Below are 16708 nucleotides of genomic sequence, written 5' to 3' on the forward strand. Positions count from 1 at the left end.
GCTTCAGGCGATATCGGCTCAGGCGATATCGGCGACGAACACCCCGACGCTGCGCACCGCCAGCCGGGGGATCAGCGGCAATCCGGTGCCGTCGGAGCCGACGGGCAGGATCCGCGGGTTCACCAGGTGCAGTTCGCGGCGCAGCAACCGCGCGTCGGCCTCGCCGGCGGCCAGCACGTTCTTCACCCAGTTGGTCTTGCCGTGCGCCAGCAGCACCGCGAACACGTTGCCCTTGCGGTACGACGTCACGATCGTCTCGTACGGGGTCCCGGACGTGCGCCCGGTGTGCTTGATGATCGTGAAGCCGGGCAGCCGCTTGGCGAAGGGCCGCATGGCCGGGTTGACGTACTTGATCTGCAGGCGTTCCACCGCTGGCGGGAACAGCATCGGCACGTCGGTGGTGTGGTTCGGGTGGTCTTCGGCTCTCATGGCTGCTTCCCGGTCGGCGGGCGAATTCAGTTCTGGGCGTGGAGTTCCCACAGCTCGGACATGGACCCGAGGATCTCGTGGGCGTAGCCGAGGCCGGCGAGGTGGCTCTCCCCGGGCAGCGTGAACAGCTCGGCGTCGGGCAGCTGGGCCACCACGTGCTCGCCGTGCGAGTGCGGGATGATGTGGTCCTTGTCGCCGTGCCACCACCGCACCGGCACCTTGACCTCGTCGAGGCGGAATCCCCAGTCCCGGGCGAAGTTGACCACGTCGGCGAACGGGGCGCCGAGCTGCTTGCGGCCACCGTTGAGCAGATCGTCGAGGAACATCGCCTTGAACTCGGGCCGGGCGAGCAGCCGGCGGTCCCCCTCGGGGGAGACCCGGGCATAGATCTCGAGGGCGGGCAGCGCCACGGGTTTGATCAGCCGGACCAGTCCGGTGGCCACGGTGCCGATGGGCTCGCCGACCACCTCGAGGACCGGGGCCACGGCGGTGCCCAGCGTCATCGCCCCGCCCTTGATGGCATCGGGGCCGACGGTCGGCGCGACGCCGCCGAGCACCCCGACGGCCACCACCCGGTCGGGCATGGCGGCCGCGGCGGCCAGTGTGTAGGGGCCACCGCCGGAGAGGCCGACGACGGTCATCCGATCGATGCCGAGGGTGTCGGCGATGATCTGCAGGTCGTCGGCGAAGGCGCCGATGTTCTCGTACTGGTGCGGTGTCGAGGAGCCGATGCCCGGCCGGTCCACCCCGATCAGGCGCAGTTGGTTCTGTTCGGCGTAGATCCGCGCCTCGGTCGGGATCTGCCGGCGCGCCCCGGGCGTGCCGTGCAGCCAGAACACCGGTCGGCCCTGCGGGTCGCCGAACTCGGCAAACCCGACCCGCCGCAGATCACCCACGGCGATGGTGCCCTCGAGCTTGGGCCGCGCCAGCTTCGGTGCGCCGAGTGGATTTCGCATGGCAAAAGTGTCGCACGACACATTTCAGCGACGAAATCGCTACCGTGACCGGCGGCGCGCGGGCGTCTCGACGCGCTTGACTCGGCGCCGGTACGACGACGGCGTTTCGCCGCTGAACTGCGCGAACGCGCGGGTGAAGGAGCTCAGGTTGTCGAACCCGACCGCGCTGGACACGTCCTGCACGCTGGTGTCGGGCAATGCCAGCAACGCCATCGCCCGCAGCATCCGGGCGTGCAGCAGGTAGGTCCGCCAGGAGATGCCGAGGGTGTCCTGGAACAGCCGGCGCAGGGTCCGCTCCGAGACTGCGACCGCGCGGCTGACGTCCTCGGCGCTGACCGACTGCAGGTGTTCCTTGGTGTAGGCGGTGGCCGCGGTGACGATCGGGTGCTCGGAGGTGGGCAGGCTCAGCGGCGCCTCGTGGTCCAGCGCATCGGTGACCAGGTGCGCCAGGGTGCGGAAGAAGCCGTCGGAGACCTCATCGCCGGCCGGGCGGTCGATGGGCCAGCGCAGCGCGTAGATCATCATCTCGCGGATCAGCGGCGATACCGCGAGGATCCGGGCGCGGTCGCCGGCGTGCGGGAGCAGTTCCGGATCGAACATCACCGCGATGGTCTTGACGTCGGGGTTCATCGTCGCGGAGTGTTCGAGGCCGACGGGCAGCCAGGCGGCCTGCTGGGGCGGCAGCAGGTAGTGGCCGGCCGGGGTCTCGACCTCGACGACCCCGCCGATCGCGTATTCGATCTGGTGCACGTCGTGGGAATGCCAGCCGGTCAGCAGCTTGTCGCCCTCGTACAGATAGCTGCCCGCCAGCGCCCGGCCACCCCGGCGCAGATCGATCTGACGCGGCTTGGCCGAATCTGCATTATGTCTGTCCGATAGCGCAGAGACGGTCATGGTGATCGAGGGTACAAGTGGAGGCATGGGATGGGCCAGCCCACCCTCGCACAACCGCGGCCTGATGAAGGAGACCGATGAACGTCGACGATTTGATCCTGGTGAGCATTGACGACCACGTGGTCGAACCGCCCGACATGTTCCTCAACCACGTCCCCGAGAAGTACAAGGCGGACGCGCCGATCGTCGTCACCGACGACAAGGGTGTCGACCAGTGGATGTACCAGGGCCGCCCGCAGGGCGTCAGCGGTCTCAACGCCGTGGTGTCCTGGCCGGCCGAGGAGTGGGGCCGTGACCCCGCCGGGTTCGCCGAGATGCGCCCCGGCGTCTACGACGTGCACGAGCGCGTGCGGGACATGAACCGCAACGGCATCCTGGCCTCGATGTGCTTCCCGACCTTCACCGGATTCTCGGCGCGGCACCTCAACATGACGCGCGAAGACGTCACCCTGGTCATGGTGTCGGCCTACAACGACTGGCACATCGACGAGTGGGCCGGCAGCTACCCGGACCGCTTCATCCCGATCGCGATCCTGCCCACCTGGAGCCCCGAGGGCATGTGCAACGAGATCCGCCGGGTGGCGGCCAAGGGCTGCCGCGCGGTCACCATGCCCGAGTTGCCGCACCTCGAGGGTCTGCCCAGCTACCACGATGAGGACTACTGGGGCCCGGTCTTCCGGACGCTGTCCGAGGAGAACGTGGTGATGTGTCTGCACATCGGCACCGGCTTCGGCGCGATCTCGATGGCGCCCAACGCGCCGATCGACAACCTCATCATCCTGGCCACTCAGGTCTCGGCGATGTGCGCCCAGGACCTGCTGTGGGGCCCGGCGATGCGCAACTACCCCGACCTGAAGTTCGCCTTCTCCGAGGGCGGCATCGGCTGGATCCCGTTCTACCTGGATCGCTCCGATCGCCACTACACGAACCAGAAGTGGCTGCGCCGCGACTTCGGCGACAAGCTGCCCTCGGATGTGTTCCGCGAGCACTCGCTGGCCTGCTACGTCACCGACAAGACCTCGCTGAAGCTGCGGCACGAGATCGGCATCGACATCATCGCCTGGGAGTGCGACTACCCGCACAGCGACTGCTTCTGGCCCGACGCCCCCGAGCAGGTGCTGGCCGAGCTCAACGACGCCGGAGCCAGCGACTCCGACATCAACAAGATCACCTGGGAGAACTCCTGCCGCTTCTTCGGCTGGGATCCGTTCAAGCTGACCCCCAAGGAGCAGGCCACGGTGAAGGCGTTGCGCGCCAACGCCACCGATGTCGACACCTCGATCCGGCCCCGCGCCGAGTGGGCCCGGCTCTACGAGCAGAAGCAACTCGCCAAGGCCTGAGCAACGTCACCGAGACTGCAGCCGCCGTGCAAAGGTTCGACCTCAGACTCGAGGGTCGCTGCAGTCTCGGCGCGGGCCGACGTCCGAAAATCACTCGACGTCCGGTGCGTGGTTCGGCACCGTGGGTTTCATGGCCGACGTCGAGGAATTCATCCGTGCCGGGTTCGTGAAGGTGGAGCAGGCTGCCCCGCGGGAGGTCGCCGACGAGGCCCGGGATCTGCTGTGGCAACAAATCGGGTTGTCACCGGACGAACCCGATCGCTGGGCTCAGCCCGTGGTCTGGACCGCCGACCTGACAGGAGCTGGACCGTTCGGACAACTTTCCGCCAGTGACCGTCTCGGCGGGGCGCTCGATCAGATCTGTGGGCCCGGCGGATGGGAACCCCGTGGTTCCCTGGGCAATATCCCGGTGCGCTTTCCCGGGCGCTCCGCTGCCGACGACCGCGGCTGGCACGTCGATCTGAATACTCCGCTGCCGGATGGCTCGTGGGCGGTGAGCGGGCGACCGCAGACTGTCCTATTGCTGACGCTGCTATCAAATGTCGGACCCGACGATGCGCCGACGCGCATCCGGGTGGGCTCCCATCGAGACGTGGCGAAGGTGCTGGGCGACGACCTGATGGGGCCCGTCGCGGCTGGAGGGCTGGTGGACCGGGCCAGCACGGGCCGTTCCGTCGCGCACGCGACAGGCCAGGCCGGCGACATGTACCTCGTGCACCCGTTCACCGTGCACGCCGCCGATGAGCACCGCGGGCGTACACCGCGATTCATGTCCCAAGCACCTGTCGCGCTGACGGCGCCGTTGGCTCCGACCACGCCGTCGGCGCTTGCCGCCGCCTGGCGTGGCTGAGTGCCCGACCTAGGCGGCAACCACGACGGTCAACTCTTCACCGGTCCGTTCCACCCGCATGCCGGCGCGGCGAGCAATGGCCGCGACACCCGCGGCGGTGTCCGGTTCGGCGCGACTGGTCGCGAGCACGCGGGCCAGCCGTCCCTTGTGGGCCTTGTTGAAATGACTCACGACGGTCCGGTGCCCGTCGGCGTGCTCGGCCACCACGTCGACGTCGACGGCACCGGGCAGCCGGCCGAGGCCGGCATAGGAACCCGAGCGCAGGTCGACGACGAGTTCGCCGGCGGCCAGTTCGGCGAGTACGGGTTCCAGCACCGGCCGCCACCGCGACGCCAGCGTCGGTTGTCCCGGCAGCTTGGAGGACGCCGAGAGGCGGTAGGCCGGCACCGCGTCGTCGGCGCGCAGCAGCCCGAACAGCGCGGAGCCGACCGCCAGGCGCGCGTCGGCGCGGGAACGCGCTGCCGCACTCAGGGATTCGATGTCGAGCGCGTCGTAGAGGACCCCGGTGTAGCGCAGGATCGCCGGGGCCGTCGGTGAGGTCCGCAGCGCCGCATTCCGCTCGATCTCCGCGTCCTGTTTGGGCGACAGGCCCAGGGCGCGACGGCTGGCATCGGGGTCGGCGGCGAGCGCGACGAGCTCGTCGACGAGGTTGTCGCGCAACGGATTGAGCGCGGGGAAGCTCAGCGAGGTCGTCCGCAGCGGCGGGCCCTCGCCGCCGACGCGTTTGGTTTCCGAGGGCGGCAGCAGCACGATCACGGTGAGACAGGCTATCCGGCGCCCGTCAGCCGTAGGCGAGCAGCAGCGGGACACGCTGCTCGGCGCTGGTCAGTGAGCCGTGGTGGCCGACCAGCGCCGACTCGAGCGGTTCGGCGGTGCGCCGCAGCAGCACCGCCGAATCGCGGGCCGCGGCCACCACGTCCCCGATCCGCGGCCGCACGGCGTCGCGTACCCGGGGCCCGAACCAGCCGGCGGCGATGGCCTCGTCCCGCGAGACCACCCAGGCGCTGGGCCCCAACCGCGCGCGCCAGGCCTGCAGCACGTCCTCGGTGGCGCCGGCGCGGGTGTAGACGTGGCGGGCCCGGGCTTCGCCGCCGACGGCGTCCACCCCGTCGAACAATGCGGGTTCGGCGTCGAGGTCGACGCCGGTTGCCGGGTCGGCGGTCACCATCCCGTGGTCGGCGACCACCGCGAGCAGCCCGCCCGGCGGCAGTGTCTCGACGACGGATTCCACCAACCGGTCGACCTGCCGCAACTGCATGCGCCAGGCCGTCGACCCGGGGCCGTGCAGGTGTCCGACCAGATCCAGTTCGCTGTGATAGCCGTAGCAGAAGCCGCCCTCAGCGATGGTCGAGCTGACCGACGCCGCCAGGTCGCCCAGGGCGTGCACCCCGACGTAGCGGCCGCCGCGCAGCACCGCGCGGGTCAACCCGGAGCCGGTGAACTCCGCGCCCGAGATTACGCTGACCGCAACGCCGGCCGTGGTGGCCCGCTCGAATGTGGTTGGCAGCGGCTGGATTTCCTCGGGTATCACCTGATCGCGCAGATCCGGGCCCCATGGGTGGGGCCGCCAGCGCAGCGCGTTGATCACCCCGGTGTCGGGCACCAGGAACGTGTAGCCGACCAGGCCGTGTTCGCCGGAGCGGTGGCCGGTGCCCACGGCGGCCAGGCCGGCCGCGGTGGTGGCGGGGAAGCCGACGTGCACCGAGGGTCCGCGCAGCCCGGCCAGCACCGGGGCGTCCTCGGCATGCTCGTCGAGCAGGTCGGCGCCCAGCCCGTCGATGAGCAGCACGCACGCCCCGGACACCTGGGCCGCCAACGGGATTCGCGCCTCGAAACCGGTGACGCCCATGGCGGCCAGCACCGCGGGCACCACGTCGGCGAGGTGCGGTTGGTCGGGGTCGGGGCGGGGGAGATCCACGACGCCCGCTAGCCGACGCGCTGCCGGGCGGCGTCGCGGATGCGGGCCGGCAGCGCGTCGACGTCGGCCAGGCGCGGCAACAGCTCCGGCTCGAGCAGCATCGCCCGGAACACCAGTCCGACCGTGATGTCGTGGTCGGGGCGGTCGGTGACGACGATGCGATCGCCGGACCGGGCGGTGCCCGGGTGCACCACGCGCAGATACGCGCCCGGGACCGCCGCCTGGGTGAAGGTCTTGATCCAGCCGTCGATGCCCAGCCACTCCACGAACGTCCGGCATGGTGTCCGCGGCGAGGTGACCTCCAGGACCAGCCCGTCGTCGCCGACCTGCCAGCGCTCGCCGATCCGCGCGCCGGTGACGTCGACGCCGATGGTGGTGAAGTTCTCGCCGAACATCCCGTCGGTCAGCTCGCGGTCGAGCCGCTGCTGCCAGCCGTCGAGATCCTCCCGCGCATAGGCGTATACGGCCTGATCGTCACCGCCGTGATGCTTGCGGTCGCCGATGGTGTCGCCCGCCAACCCGCTGCCGGCGCCCTCGAGTCGTGAGCCGGGGGCCGTGATGGCGACCGGCTCGGTGGTGGGCACCTTGTTGATGCCGGTCGGCCTCGACGTGGCAGCGGGGTTGGTGTGCGGATGGGCGAGATTCAGTGATGTCAGGGTCGCCATCGGCGACAGTTTAGGCGGACTTGCTCAGCAGCGGCAGCAGCAGGGTGCGGCGCCGCTGGGTCTCGTCGGCGAAGTAGTTCAACGCCTCGGGGACCGAGCCCGCGATCGGGTAGGCATCGCGGGTGCCGGCCAGCACGTCGATCACGGCGTCGCTGGGGATCAGGACCCAGTCCTGGCCGGTCTCGGCGCAGTCCTCGTCGAATGCGCGCAGCAGCGCCAGGCCGTGATCGTCCATGTGCAGGACGCCGCTGAGGTCCAGCACCACCGAGGTGGCGGCCAGGACGTAGCGTCGGGCATGTTTGGTGACGCGATCGACGTTGACCATGTCGACCTCGCCGCTGATCGTGACAACGGTGGCCAGTCGGCGACTCTGCGCCCGCAGCCGCGCGCCGTTGCAGTCGAACACAGGATTTCCGTAGCGGTTCATGTTCGGCCTCATTTCGGTGGCGTGTTGTTCTGTGCCTCCACCGCGACATTAAGTGGCTACTCTAAGGTCACCGGGTGCCCGGTCTAATTCTTTGGTAAGGGTTGGGCGGCGATGCGCTCGTCGAGGGTTCCCGAGTCGCGGCCCAGGGCCACCGTGGCCGCCGCCAACGCCACCAGCGCGCACGGCAGCGCCACCAGACCCAGCCCGTGGGCGGTCAGTTGTTCGCCGAGGACCAGGGTGCCCAGCAGCACCGCGGCTACCGGTTCGAGCACCAGCATCGCGGGCACCGAGGCCGGCAGCGCCCCGGCGTGCAGAGCCGACTGCTGCAGCACGGTGGCGACGACAGCCAGCACCACGAGCACATACGGCGCCGGGGTCTCCAGCATCGCGCGCCAGGATCCCACCTGCAGCCGGTGCGTACATAGCTTCGTCAGGACCGCGATGAGACCGAACAGCACGCCGACGGCGGTGGCCAGATACAGGGCGCGCTGGGTGCCGACGGCCCGCGACGCGCACAGCACACACCCGAGGACCAGCGGGACCAGAATCGCGCTGACCACCAGCCAGGTCTGCGGGGACGGGTCGTTGTGTCCCTGGCGGGGATGGGCCACCAGGACGAAGACCGCCAGCGCCGCGGTGAGCAGCACGGCCCAGCCCCATTCGGTGCGGCTGACCCGCCGGCCCGCCAGTCGCGCGCTGATCGGCAGCGCGAACAGCAACGCGGACACCAGCAACGGTTGCACCAGCATCAACGACCCGAACGACAGCGCCAGCGCCTGGAAGCCGTACCCGGCGGCGGCGGTCGCCAGACCCGCCCACCACAGCGGGGTGCGCAGCAACGAGGTGACGATCGCCGAACTCATGCCGGCCTCGGCGGGCACGTCCCTGGTGGCCAGCTGGCGCACCACGATGCCGAGGGCCGCGCACAACGCCGCGATCAGCGCCAGCGCGACGACAACCGGCTGTGACATGGATTCCTCACTGGTGGGGCGCACTGACGAAAAGGTCTGGCAAACAACGACAATACTGATGCGCGCTGGGAAAGCCGCCGCGCGGTGTGGACGACCGACTACGCGCCGCAACGCTGTTACGCTACCGACTGCCGGTTGTCAGGTCGTGCGACTCCGACCGCCCGGAAGACTCGCCGAAGCGCGAGAGACCAAGCAGCCTCACGGGAAGTGTGTTTCGTGCGCGGTGGAGAGATCCGCGGTGGAGAGATCAAGGCCCTGACCGGGCTGCGGATCTTCGCCGCGCTGTGGGTGGTGCTGTTCCACTTCCGCGCGCTGCTGGACGAGGCGGCCCCGGAGGTGAGCGAGGCGCTGGCGCCGCTGCTCGATTGCGGCGCCCAGGGCGTGGACCTGTTCTTCATCCTCAGCGGTTTCGTGTTGACCTGGACCTACCTGGATCGCCTCGGGCCGGCGTGGTCGACGCGGGCCACCGTGCACTTCCTGTGGCTGCGGCTGGCCCGGGTGTGGCCGATCTATCTGGTCACCATGCATCTGGCGGCCGCCTGGATCATCTTCACCCTCCACGTGGGGCACATCCCGTCGGAGGAGGCGTCCTCGCTCACCGCGATCAGCTACCTGCGGCAGTTCTTCCTGGTACAACTCTGGTTCCAGCCGTACTTCGACGGGTCCAGCTGGGACGGGCCGGCCTGGTCGATCAGCGCGGAATGGTTGGCGTACCTGCTGTTCGGCGCGTTGGTGCTGGTGATCTTCCGGGTCGCGGCCGTCACCCGGGCGCGCAGCCTGGTGCTGCTGGCCGTCGCGGCGTCGGCGCCCCCGGTCCTGCTGCTGCTGGGGAGCGGCGAGTTCTACACGCCCTGGAGTTGGCTGCCGCGCATCATCATGCAGTTCCTGGCCGGGGCGTTGGCCTGCGCGGCGGTGCGGCGGCTGCGGCTGAGCCACCGGCACCGGCAGGTCGCCGGGGCGCTGTCGCTGCTGCTGGTCGGGGTCATCGTCGCGCTGCTGTACTGGCTCGACGCGCACCCGATTCCCGGCGTGATCGACAGCGGCGGCGTGGTCGACCTGCTCTTCGTCCCGTTGGTGGTCACCCTGGCCATCGGCGTCGGAGCGCTGCCGTCGCTGCTGGCCACCCGGGTGCTGGTCTACGGCGGGCAGATCTCGTTCGCCTTCTACATGTTTCACGAGTTGGTGCACACGGCCTGGAAGTGGGCCGCCCAGCAGTTCGAACTGACGCTGCAGGGCGCTGGGGGCCCGTGGCTGCTGCTGGGCATCGTGGCGGTGGCCGTCGCCGGTGCGGTCGCGCTTTATCACGGCGTGGAGGAACCGGCGCGCAAGTGGATGCGCAGCATGGTCGAGTCCGGGCCGCATCCGTCGCGGCCCGCGGCGTCCGAGGACGCCGTCGCGGCGCGGGCGCCCGTGCGGGTCGGATGAGACCGCGCGCAATTGCGCTGTGGCGCGGCGGTTCTCCGGCGTTGTCGGCCGTAGGATCACGCGCGTGAGTCTGTCGCGGGTGGGTGCGTTGCTGATCGCGTTGGCGTTGCTGCTCGGCGCACCGCCCCGTACCGAGATCGAGCCCGCGACCAGCGAATTGCCGTTGCAGCGGGTCGCGGTGATCAGCGATTCCTACACCACGGGCACCGTCGACGGCGGAATGGGTCCGCAGAACTGGACCGCCCTGGCCTGGCAACGCCTGGCCCGGCGCGGCATCCAGGTGGTTGCCGACGTCGCCGCCGAGGGCCGCGCCGGCTACGACACCGTGGGCAACCGCGGCAGCGTCTTCGCCGATCTCACCGTGCGGGCCACCCGCGCCGACGACGCGGTGGTGGTCTTCTTCGGCTCGCGCAACGATCAGGGGGTGCCCCCGGAGCGGCTGCGCACCCGCGTGCGCCAGGTGTTCGACCTGGCCCAGCGCCGCGCACCGCGGGCGCGGCTGCTGGTGATCGGGCCGGCCTGGCCCACCCCGGACGTGCCGCCGGTGGTGCTGGGCATCCGCGATGTCCTGCGGGCCGAAGCCACCGCGGCCGGGGGCAGCTTCTTCGATCCCCTCGCGGCCGGCTGGTTCATGAATCGACCGGGCCTGATCGGACCCGACGGCGTGCACCCCACCGACGCCGGCCACGCCTACCTCGCGGCCCGGATCGCGCCGCTGATCGCCGCGCGACTACCCCGGCCGGCCTGACCGGGGAACGACGCCCCAGCCGAGACGACAGTGCCCCGCGAGCCGAAGCTCGCGGGGCACCGCATTCGAGGGCTGCAGTCAGGCTCCCTTGCCGATGTCGTAGCGATCGGCGTCCATCACCTTGGTCCAGGCCGCGACGAAGTCCTTGACGAACTTGTCCTCGGAATCGTCCTCGGCGTAGAACTCGGTCAGCGCCCGCAGCTGCGAGTTGGAACCGAACAGCAGGTCGACCCGGCTGGCGGTGTACTTCTGCTCGCCGCTGAGGAGGTCCTTGCCGACGTAGGTGCCGTCGTCGGCGGACGACGGCTCCCACTTGAGGCCCATGTCGGTGAGGTTGACGAAGTAGTCATTGGTCAGCTGTCCCGGCCGCTCGGTCAGCACACCGAGCTTCGAACCACCGAAGTTGGTGTCCAGGGCGCGCAGACCGCCGACGAGCACCGTCATCTCCGGCGCCGACAGCTTCAGCTGGTTGGCCCGGTCGATGAGCTGGTACTCGGCCGGCACCTCCAGGCCCTTGCCGAGGTAGTTGCGGAATCCGTCGGCCCGCAACTCCAGGTAGGCGAAGGAGTCGACATCGACCTCATCCTGGGTGGTGTCGCCGCGGCCCGAGCTGAACGGCACCACGACGTCGTGCCCGGCTGCCTTGGCGGCCTTCTCGACGCCGACGTTGCCGCCGAGCACCACCAGGTCGGCGAACGACACGTCGACGCCGGCGCTGCGCTGGATGTCCTCGAGCTTGCCGATGACCTGGGCCAGCTCGTCGGGCTCGTTGGACTCCCAGCCCAGCTGCGGCTGCAGCCGGATCCGGGCACCGTTGGCCCCACCGCGCATGTCGCTGGCACGGAATGACGACGCCGCCTTCCACGCAGTCGAAACCAGCTGCGCCACAGTCAGATCCGAGGCTTCGATCGCGGCCTTGAGGGTGGCGATGTCGGCATCGGAGAGCTGCTTACCGGCCGGGGTGACGTCCTGCCACAGCCAGGTCTCCTTGGGCGCCAGCGGTCCGAGGTAACGCGAGACCGGGCCCAGGTCGCGGTGCAGCAGCTTGAACCACGCCTTGGCGTACTCCTCGCGTAGTTCCTCGGGGTTGTCCAGCCAACGGCGGGTGATCTCACCGTAGATCGGATCGAACCGCATCGACAGGTCGGTGGTGAGCATCGACGGATGCGTCCGGCCCTTGAGGTCGGCCGTCGGCACGGAGTTGGCCCAGCCGTTGTCCTTGGGCCGCCACTGGTTCGCACCGGCGGGGCTCTTGAACAGCTCCCACTCGTTGCTGTAGAGGATCTCCAGGAAGCTGTTGTCCCACTTGGTCGGGGTGTGCGTCCAGGTCACCTCCAACCCGCTGGCGACCTTGTCGTTGGGGTTGCCGGTCTCGTTGGGGTTGCGCCAGCCCAGGCCCATGTTCTCCAGCGCGGCGGCCTCGGGCTCGGGGCCCAGGACGCTGGCGTCGCCGTTGCCGTGGGTCTTGCCGAAGGTGTGCCCGCCGCAGATCAGCGCCGCGGTCTCGACGTCGTTCATCGCCATCCGGCCGAAGGTCTCACGGATGTCGATGGCCGCGGCCAGCGGATCCGGATTGCCCTCGGGGCCTTCGGGATTGACGTAGATCAGGCCCATGGTGGACGCGGCCAGCGGATTCTCCAGCCGGGTCCGGTCACCGTTGGAGCCGGCGTAGCGCTCCCGGGTGCCCAGCCACTCGGCCTCCGCACCCCAGTAGATGTCCTCCTCGGGCTCCCAGTAATCCGGGCGGCCGAAGACGAATCCCGCGGACTTGAAGCCCATCTGTTCCTGGGCCCGGTTGCCGGCGTAGACAATCAGGTCCGACCAGGACAGCTTCTTGCCGTACTTCTTCTTGATGGGCCACAGCAGTCGGCGGGCGTTGTCCAGCCCGACGTTGTCGGGCCAGCTGTTGGTCGGGGCGAAGCGCTGCTGGCCCCGGCCCGCGCCGCCGCGGCCGTCCTGGACCCGGTAGGTGCCGGCGGCATGCCACGTCATCCGGACGAACAGCGGGCCGTAATGTCCGAAGTCGGCCGGCCACCAGTCCTGGGCGGTGGTCATCAACTCGTCGAAATCGCGTTCCAGTTCCTCGAAGTCGATGGTCTGCACGGCCTGGCGGTAGTCGAAGTCCTCGTCGTTGGGATCGATGACGTCGGGGTTCTTCTGCAGGATCTTCAGGTTGACCGCGTTGGGCCACCAGTCGCGGTTGCTGCCGCCCTCGACCGGCCGCCTGATGACCATCGGGCAACCGCTGGTCTCTGCCGGTTCGGTCTGGGCCTCGCCAATCGGGGGATGCTCTACGGCATTGTCCTCAGGCACTGCGTTTCCTTTCGGGAGTGGTGTGACGGGCTGTGATCACGGGTGTGATCCCGACATATGGGTAGCTACGCAGGCGGGGCACAGGCCCCAATAGATGACCTCGGCCTCGTCGATCGCGAAGCCATGGTCATCGGAGGCGGTCAGGCAGGGGGCGTCACCGACGGCGCAGTCGACGTCGGCGATCTCGCCGCACGAGCGGCACACGATGTGGTGGTGGTTGTCGCCGACGCGGGATTCGTAGCGGGCGACCGATCCCGACGGTTGGATGCGGCGCACCAGCCCGACGGCGGTCAGCGCGTTCAACGAGTCGTACACCGTCTGGTGCGAAACATCGGGCAACTCCGCGCGGACCGCGCGGATGATGGTGTCGGTGTCAGCGTGCGCGTGCGCGTGCACCGCGCCCAGGACCGCAATCCGGGGGCGGGTCACCCGAAGATCGGCCGCACGCAGTTGGTCTGCGTACTCGGTTGCCGAGGTCATGTGGACATACTTACCCCTTTTCTGGAATCGGTCAAGAGAATGGCAATATTCGTGTTGGATCAGGCCGGATCGGCTGCGATCTGGGCTAGCGTGCCGTGATTGTGCAGACTTTGATCGACCTGGACCGCGCGCGGATCTTCGCCATCCCGCTCGCCGACGGCACCGGGGTGCGGGAGGGGATGCTGATCGAGGGGCCGCAGGGCTGGGGCGAGTTCAGCCCGGCCGAGTCCGCGGATCCGGCCGAACTGGCGCGCTGGCTGACGGCGGCGACCGAACCCGGCACGGTCGGCTGGCCCGACGCGGTGCGCGGACGGGTGCCGGTCGCCGTCAGCGTCCCCGCGGTGGCCGCCGACCGCGCGCACCGCCTGGTCGCCGACAGCGGCTGCCGCACCGCCGAGGTGACCGTGGGCACCGCCGGCGGTGATGCGCCCTCGCGCGCCGCCGACATCGCCCGCGTCGAGGCGGTGCGCGACGCGCTCGGTCCCGGCGGCCGGCTGCGGTGCCGCGCCGGGGCGGCCTGGGATCCGGCCACCGCGGCGTCGATCATCGCCGAATTGGCCCGGGCCGCCGGGGATCTGGATTTCGTGGCGCAGCCCTGCGCGTCGCTGCCCGAGATGGCCGCGCTGCGCCGCACGGTCGGCGTGCGCATCGGCGTCGACGCGGCCCGGCAGCACGGCGCCGGACGGGGGAGCGGGGCGCTGCTCGAAGCCGCCGACGTCGTCGTGCTCGACTGCGGTCCGCTCGGGGGAGTCCGACGGGCGCTGCGGGTCGGCGAAACCCTCGGGCTGCCGTGCGCGGTCATGTCCTCGGCGGTGAGCACCGTCGGCCTGGCGGGGGCGATCGCGCTGGCGGCGGCGCTGCCCGAGCTGGAGCACGCGTGCGGCGTCGGCGAGCGCGCCCAGCTGACCGGTGACCTGGTCAGCGCGGCGCGGTCGCTGACCGGGGCCGACGGGTACCTGCCGGCCGCGCCGATGCCCCCCGGCCCGGTCCCTGACCTGCTGGAACGGTTCGCGGTGACCGACCCGCAGCGGGTGGACCGCTGGCGGCGCCGGCTTGAGATCGCCCGGTCCGCGGGCTGACCGGGGCGGGGGCGGCTGGAACGCGCGGGTACCACCCCTGGCCACCACAGACCGGCGCGGTGTTGGCACACTGGGGCCATGGCACAGATAACCTTGCGTGGAAACCCCATCAACACGGTCGGCGAACTGCCCGCGGTCGGCTCCTCGGCGCCGGCGTTCAAGCTGGTCGGCACCGATCTCGGCGCGGTCGACAACGAGCAGTTCAGCGGGAAAGCCGTGCTGCTCAACATCTTTCCGTCGGTAGATACCCCGGTCTGCGCGACCAGCGTGCGGTCCTTCAACGAGCGCGCGGCCGCCGGCGGTGTGTCGGTGCTGTGCGTCTCCAAGGATCTGCCGTTCGCGCAGAAGCGGTTCTGCGGCGCCGAGGGCATCGAGAACGTCACCACCGCGTCGGCGTTCCGCGACAGCTTCGGTGAGGACTACGGCATCACCATCGCCGACGGGCCGATGGCCGGCCTGCTGGGCCGCGCCGTCGTCGTGATCGGGGCGGACGGCAAGGTCGTCTACACCGAACTCGTCCCCGAGATCGGCTCCGAGCCCGACTACGACGCCGCGCTGGCCGCCACGAAGTAGTCCGACACGGAAGTAGTCCGACACAACTGAATTTCTCCGGGCGCCCGCCTCGGCAACGGTCTCACGGCCGTTCCGCGGCGGGCGTTCGTGTTTGCGTGGCGATCAGTCACCGTTGGGTCACGGTCGTGCATCTCATTGGCCTTGTGCCCGCGCGCAATTGGCGCCGCCTCGGGCGCGCGCGGTACAAGTGAGAGCGAAACTTTCGTCCCGAAGAGAATCGAACATCGATGAAACGCCTCTGCGCGCTTGTTCTGGGTGTGGCCCTGGCACTCGCCGGTGCACTGGTGGCACCCGGGCCGGCTGCCGCCCGGCCCGCGGCCAATCAGCAAGCCATCGACTACGTGATCGCCCGCGCGCTGGCGCAGCGCGGCGTGCCGTACACCTACGGCGGCGGCGACATCTCCGGGCCGACACTGGGCGCCGAACCGGAAATCACCAGCGCCGTCGAACCGGACCCGCTGGTCAGCATCTTCGGTACCACTCCCGCCGTGCAGGAACCGCGTCCGCGGGTCGCCGGCTTCGACGCGTCGGGCCTGATCGTCTACGCCTTCGGCGGCGTCGGCATCAAACTGCCGCGCTCCTCGGGCGAGCAGTACAAGGTCGGCCGCAAGATCCCGCCGTCGCTGGCGCTGCCCGGCGACCTGATCTTCTACGGTCCGGAGGGCACCCAGAGCGTCGCGTTGTTCCTCGGCAACGGCCAGATGCTCGAGGCCACCACCCCGGCCGTCGCGGTGTCACCGGTGCGGACCAACAACATGGCGCCCTACCTGTCGCGCATCATCGAATGACGCCGCGGGGCGGGTGGCGGTGCCGATAGGGCAACGGTAAGCCCTTAGACTGACCAGCCGTGGGCACATTGATTGCTTTCGCGCCATGGATCGTCTACTGGATCCTGGTCGGTAACGTCCCCTTCCACACGGCGGTGCTCGTCGCGCTGGCCGTCGCGATCGGTGCCGCGCTCATCGGCCGGGTGACCGGCGGGCCCGGCCGATCGCTCGAAATCGGGGCGCTGGCAACGTTTGTCGTCCTCACCATCCTGACCTTCATCGCCAGCCAGGAGTTCATGGAGCGGTGGATGCAGCCGCTCAGCAACGCGGGCATCTTCCTGGTCGCGCTGATCGGACTGCTGGCCGGCCGGCCCTTCGTCCGGGAGTTCGCTGAGGTCGGTCAGCCGCCCGGGGTCGTGGAAAGCGATCTGTTCAAACGGATCACGACCGTGTTGACCTGGGTCTGGGTCGCGGCGTTCGCCGGCATGACGCTGTCCTCGGCGATCCCGCCGATCGTGCAGGGGGACGCGACGATCCTCGACACCAGGACACCGCTGTCGTTCGTCTGCTACTGGGTGATCCCGATCTCGCTGCTCGGTCTGGCGGCGCTGGCGTCGCGGTACCTGCCCGACAAGATGATGGAGGGCATCGACGACATCGAGCGCAAGACCACCTTCGTCGCCTACAGCGAGGCCGCCATCGACGAGCTGTACTACCTGGCGCAACAACACGTCGAACGCGAGGTCGGTCCCGATCAGGAGGCCTACAACATCAAGGTCGGCGGCAGCGGCACCACCTTGACCGGCGACGAGAGCCGGATGTCCTGGCCGGCGACCTACAAGGTGCGCGAACGCAAGCGTTGATCCACCCGCC

18 protein-coding genes are annotated in these 16708 nt (G+C 69.8%); 8 read left to right on the forward strand and 10 right to left on the reverse strand.

Features of this window, described 5'->3' with window-relative positions; all coding sequences use genetic code 11:
* Nucleotides 1-18 precede the first annotated feature (18 nt).
* Genes EL338_RS11575 through EL338_RS11585 form a run of 3 tightly spaced genes read right to left on the reverse strand, consistent with a single transcriptional unit; the run spans nt 19 to nt 2279 of the window.
* Nucleotides 19-429 carry a nitroreductase family deazaflavin-dependent oxidoreductase gene (locus EL338_RS11575; protein WP_126333880.1) on the reverse strand — a complete coding sequence of 137 codons (411 nt, stop codon included), beginning with the start codon at nt 427-429 and terminating at the stop codon, nt 19-21.
* Between the two features lie 26 nt (nt 430-455).
* Nucleotides 456-1385 carry an alpha/beta fold hydrolase gene (locus EL338_RS11580; RefSeq protein ID WP_126333881.1) on the reverse strand — a complete coding sequence of 310 codons (930 nt, stop codon included), beginning with the start codon at nt 1383-1385 and terminating at the stop codon, nt 456-458.
* Nucleotides 1386-1424: 39 nt separating this feature from the next.
* The gene (locus tag EL338_RS11585) at nt 1425-2279 is read right to left on the reverse strand and encodes an AraC family transcriptional regulator (RefSeq protein ID WP_126333882.1); all 855 of its coding nucleotides are present in this window, start codon (nt 2277-2279) and stop codon (nt 1425-1427) included.
* A 77-nt stretch (nt 2280-2356) separates the two neighbouring features.
* On the opposite strand from EL338_RS11585, the gene EL338_RS11590 reads away from it, so the two are divergent.
* Together EL338_RS11590 and EL338_RS11595 are read left to right on the forward strand one after the other, a co-directional pair.
* Nucleotides 2357-3619 (forward strand): amidohydrolase family protein, encoded by a 1263-nt coding sequence (locus EL338_RS11590; protein ID WP_126333883.1) that lies wholly within the window; start codon nt 2357-2359, stop codon nt 3617-3619.
* Between the two features lie 130 nt (nt 3620-3749).
* Nucleotides 3750-4469 (forward strand): phytanoyl-CoA dioxygenase family protein, encoded by a 720-nt coding sequence (locus EL338_RS11595; protein ID WP_126333884.1) that lies wholly within the window; start codon nt 3750-3752, stop codon nt 4467-4469.
* A gap of 9 nt (nt 4470-4478) precedes the next feature.
* On the opposite strand, the gene yaaA is transcribed toward EL338_RS11595, so the two are convergent.
* From yaaA to EL338_RS11620, 5 genes are all read right to left on the reverse strand, one after another.
* Complete coding sequence (yaaA, locus tag EL338_RS11600) at nt 4479-5225, reverse strand: peroxide stress protein YaaA (protein WP_126333885.1); 747 nt, start codon at nt 5223-5225, stop codon at nt 4479-4481.
* 25 nt (nt 5226-5250) lie between these two features.
* On the reverse strand, nt 5251-6387 hold the full coding sequence (locus tag EL338_RS11605; protein WP_126333886.1) for an alkaline phosphatase family protein: 1137 nt from the start codon (nt 6385-6387) through the stop codon (nt 5251-5253).
* 8 nt (nt 6388-6395) lie between these two features.
* The gene (locus tag EL338_RS11610) at nt 6396-7052 is read right to left on the reverse strand and encodes an MOSC domain-containing protein (protein ID WP_126333887.1); all 657 of its coding nucleotides are present in this window, start codon (nt 7050-7052) and stop codon (nt 6396-6398) included.
* Nucleotides 7053-7062: 10 nt separating this feature from the next.
* On the reverse strand, nt 7063-7479 hold the full coding sequence (locus EL338_RS11615) for an STAS domain-containing protein (protein ID WP_126333888.1): 417 nt from the start codon (nt 7477-7479) through the stop codon (nt 7063-7065).
* A gap of 83 nt (nt 7480-7562) precedes the next feature.
* Nucleotides 7563-8450 carry a DMT family transporter gene (locus EL338_RS11620; protein ID WP_126333889.1) on the reverse strand — a complete coding sequence of 296 codons (888 nt, stop codon included), beginning with the start codon at nt 8448-8450 and terminating at the stop codon, nt 7563-7565.
* Between the two features lie 231 nt (nt 8451-8681).
* Here EL338_RS11620 and EL338_RS11625 point away from each other — a divergent pair, with 231 nt between their 5' ends.
* Both EL338_RS11625 and EL338_RS11630 read left to right on the forward strand, forming a co-directional pair.
* A complete protein-coding gene (locus tag EL338_RS11625) occupies nt 8682-9875 on the forward strand; it encodes an acyltransferase family protein (RefSeq protein WP_126336817.1) in 1194 nt (397 codons plus the stop codon).
* A gap of 70 nt (nt 9876-9945) precedes the next feature.
* Nucleotides 9946-10623, forward strand: a complete 678-nt coding sequence (locus tag EL338_RS11630) for an Rv0518 family GDSL lipase (RefSeq protein ID WP_126336818.1) — start codon at nt 9946-9948, stop codon at nt 10621-10623.
* Between the two features lie 78 nt (nt 10624-10701).
* Here the strand turns inward: EL338_RS11630 and katG are convergent, their stop codons facing one another.
* Together katG and EL338_RS11640 are read right to left on the reverse strand one after the other, a co-directional pair.
* Nucleotides 10702-12858 (reverse strand): catalase/peroxidase HPI, encoded by a 2157-nt coding sequence (katG, locus tag EL338_RS11635; RefSeq protein WP_235666446.1) that lies wholly within the window; start codon nt 12856-12858, stop codon nt 10702-10704.
* Between the two features lie 114 nt (nt 12859-12972).
* On the reverse strand, nt 12973-13416 hold the full coding sequence (locus EL338_RS11640; protein ID WP_126333891.1) for a Fur family transcriptional regulator: 444 nt from the start codon (nt 13414-13416) through the stop codon (nt 12973-12975).
* Between the two features lie 101 nt (nt 13417-13517).
* Here EL338_RS11640 and EL338_RS11645 point away from each other — a divergent pair, with 101 nt between their 5' ends.
* The 4 genes from EL338_RS11645 to EL338_RS11660 all read left to right on the forward strand — a co-directional run bounded on the left by EL338_RS11645 (nt 13518) and on the right by EL338_RS11660 (nt 16698).
* Nucleotides 13518-14495, forward strand: a complete 978-nt coding sequence (locus EL338_RS11645) for an enolase C-terminal domain-like protein (protein ID WP_126333892.1) — start codon at nt 13518-13520, stop codon at nt 14493-14495.
* Between the two features lie 78 nt (nt 14496-14573).
* Nucleotides 14574-15068 carry a thiol peroxidase gene (tpx, locus tag EL338_RS11650; protein ID WP_126333893.1) on the forward strand — a complete coding sequence of 165 codons (495 nt, stop codon included), beginning with the start codon at nt 14574-14576 and terminating at the stop codon, nt 15066-15068.
* Nucleotides 15069-15295: 227 nt separating this feature from the next.
* Nucleotides 15296-15856: an NlpC/P60 family peptidoglycan-binding protein RipD gene (gene ripD, locus EL338_RS11655; RefSeq protein WP_126333894.1), complete on the forward strand. Its 561-nt coding sequence runs from the start codon at nt 15296-15298 to the stop codon at nt 15854-15856.
* Nucleotides 15857-15915: 59 nt separating this feature from the next.
* Nucleotides 15916-16698, forward strand: a complete 783-nt coding sequence (locus tag EL338_RS11660; protein ID WP_126333895.1) for a DUF3159 domain-containing protein — start codon at nt 15916-15918, stop codon at nt 16696-16698.
* The last annotated feature ends 10 nt before the right edge of the window (nt 16699-16708 follow it).

The sequence above is a fragment of the Mycolicibacterium chitae genome (assembly GCF_900637205.1).
In the GTDB taxonomy this organism is placed as follows: domain Bacteria; phylum Actinomycetota; class Actinomycetes; order Mycobacteriales; family Mycobacteriaceae; genus Mycobacterium; species Mycobacterium chitae.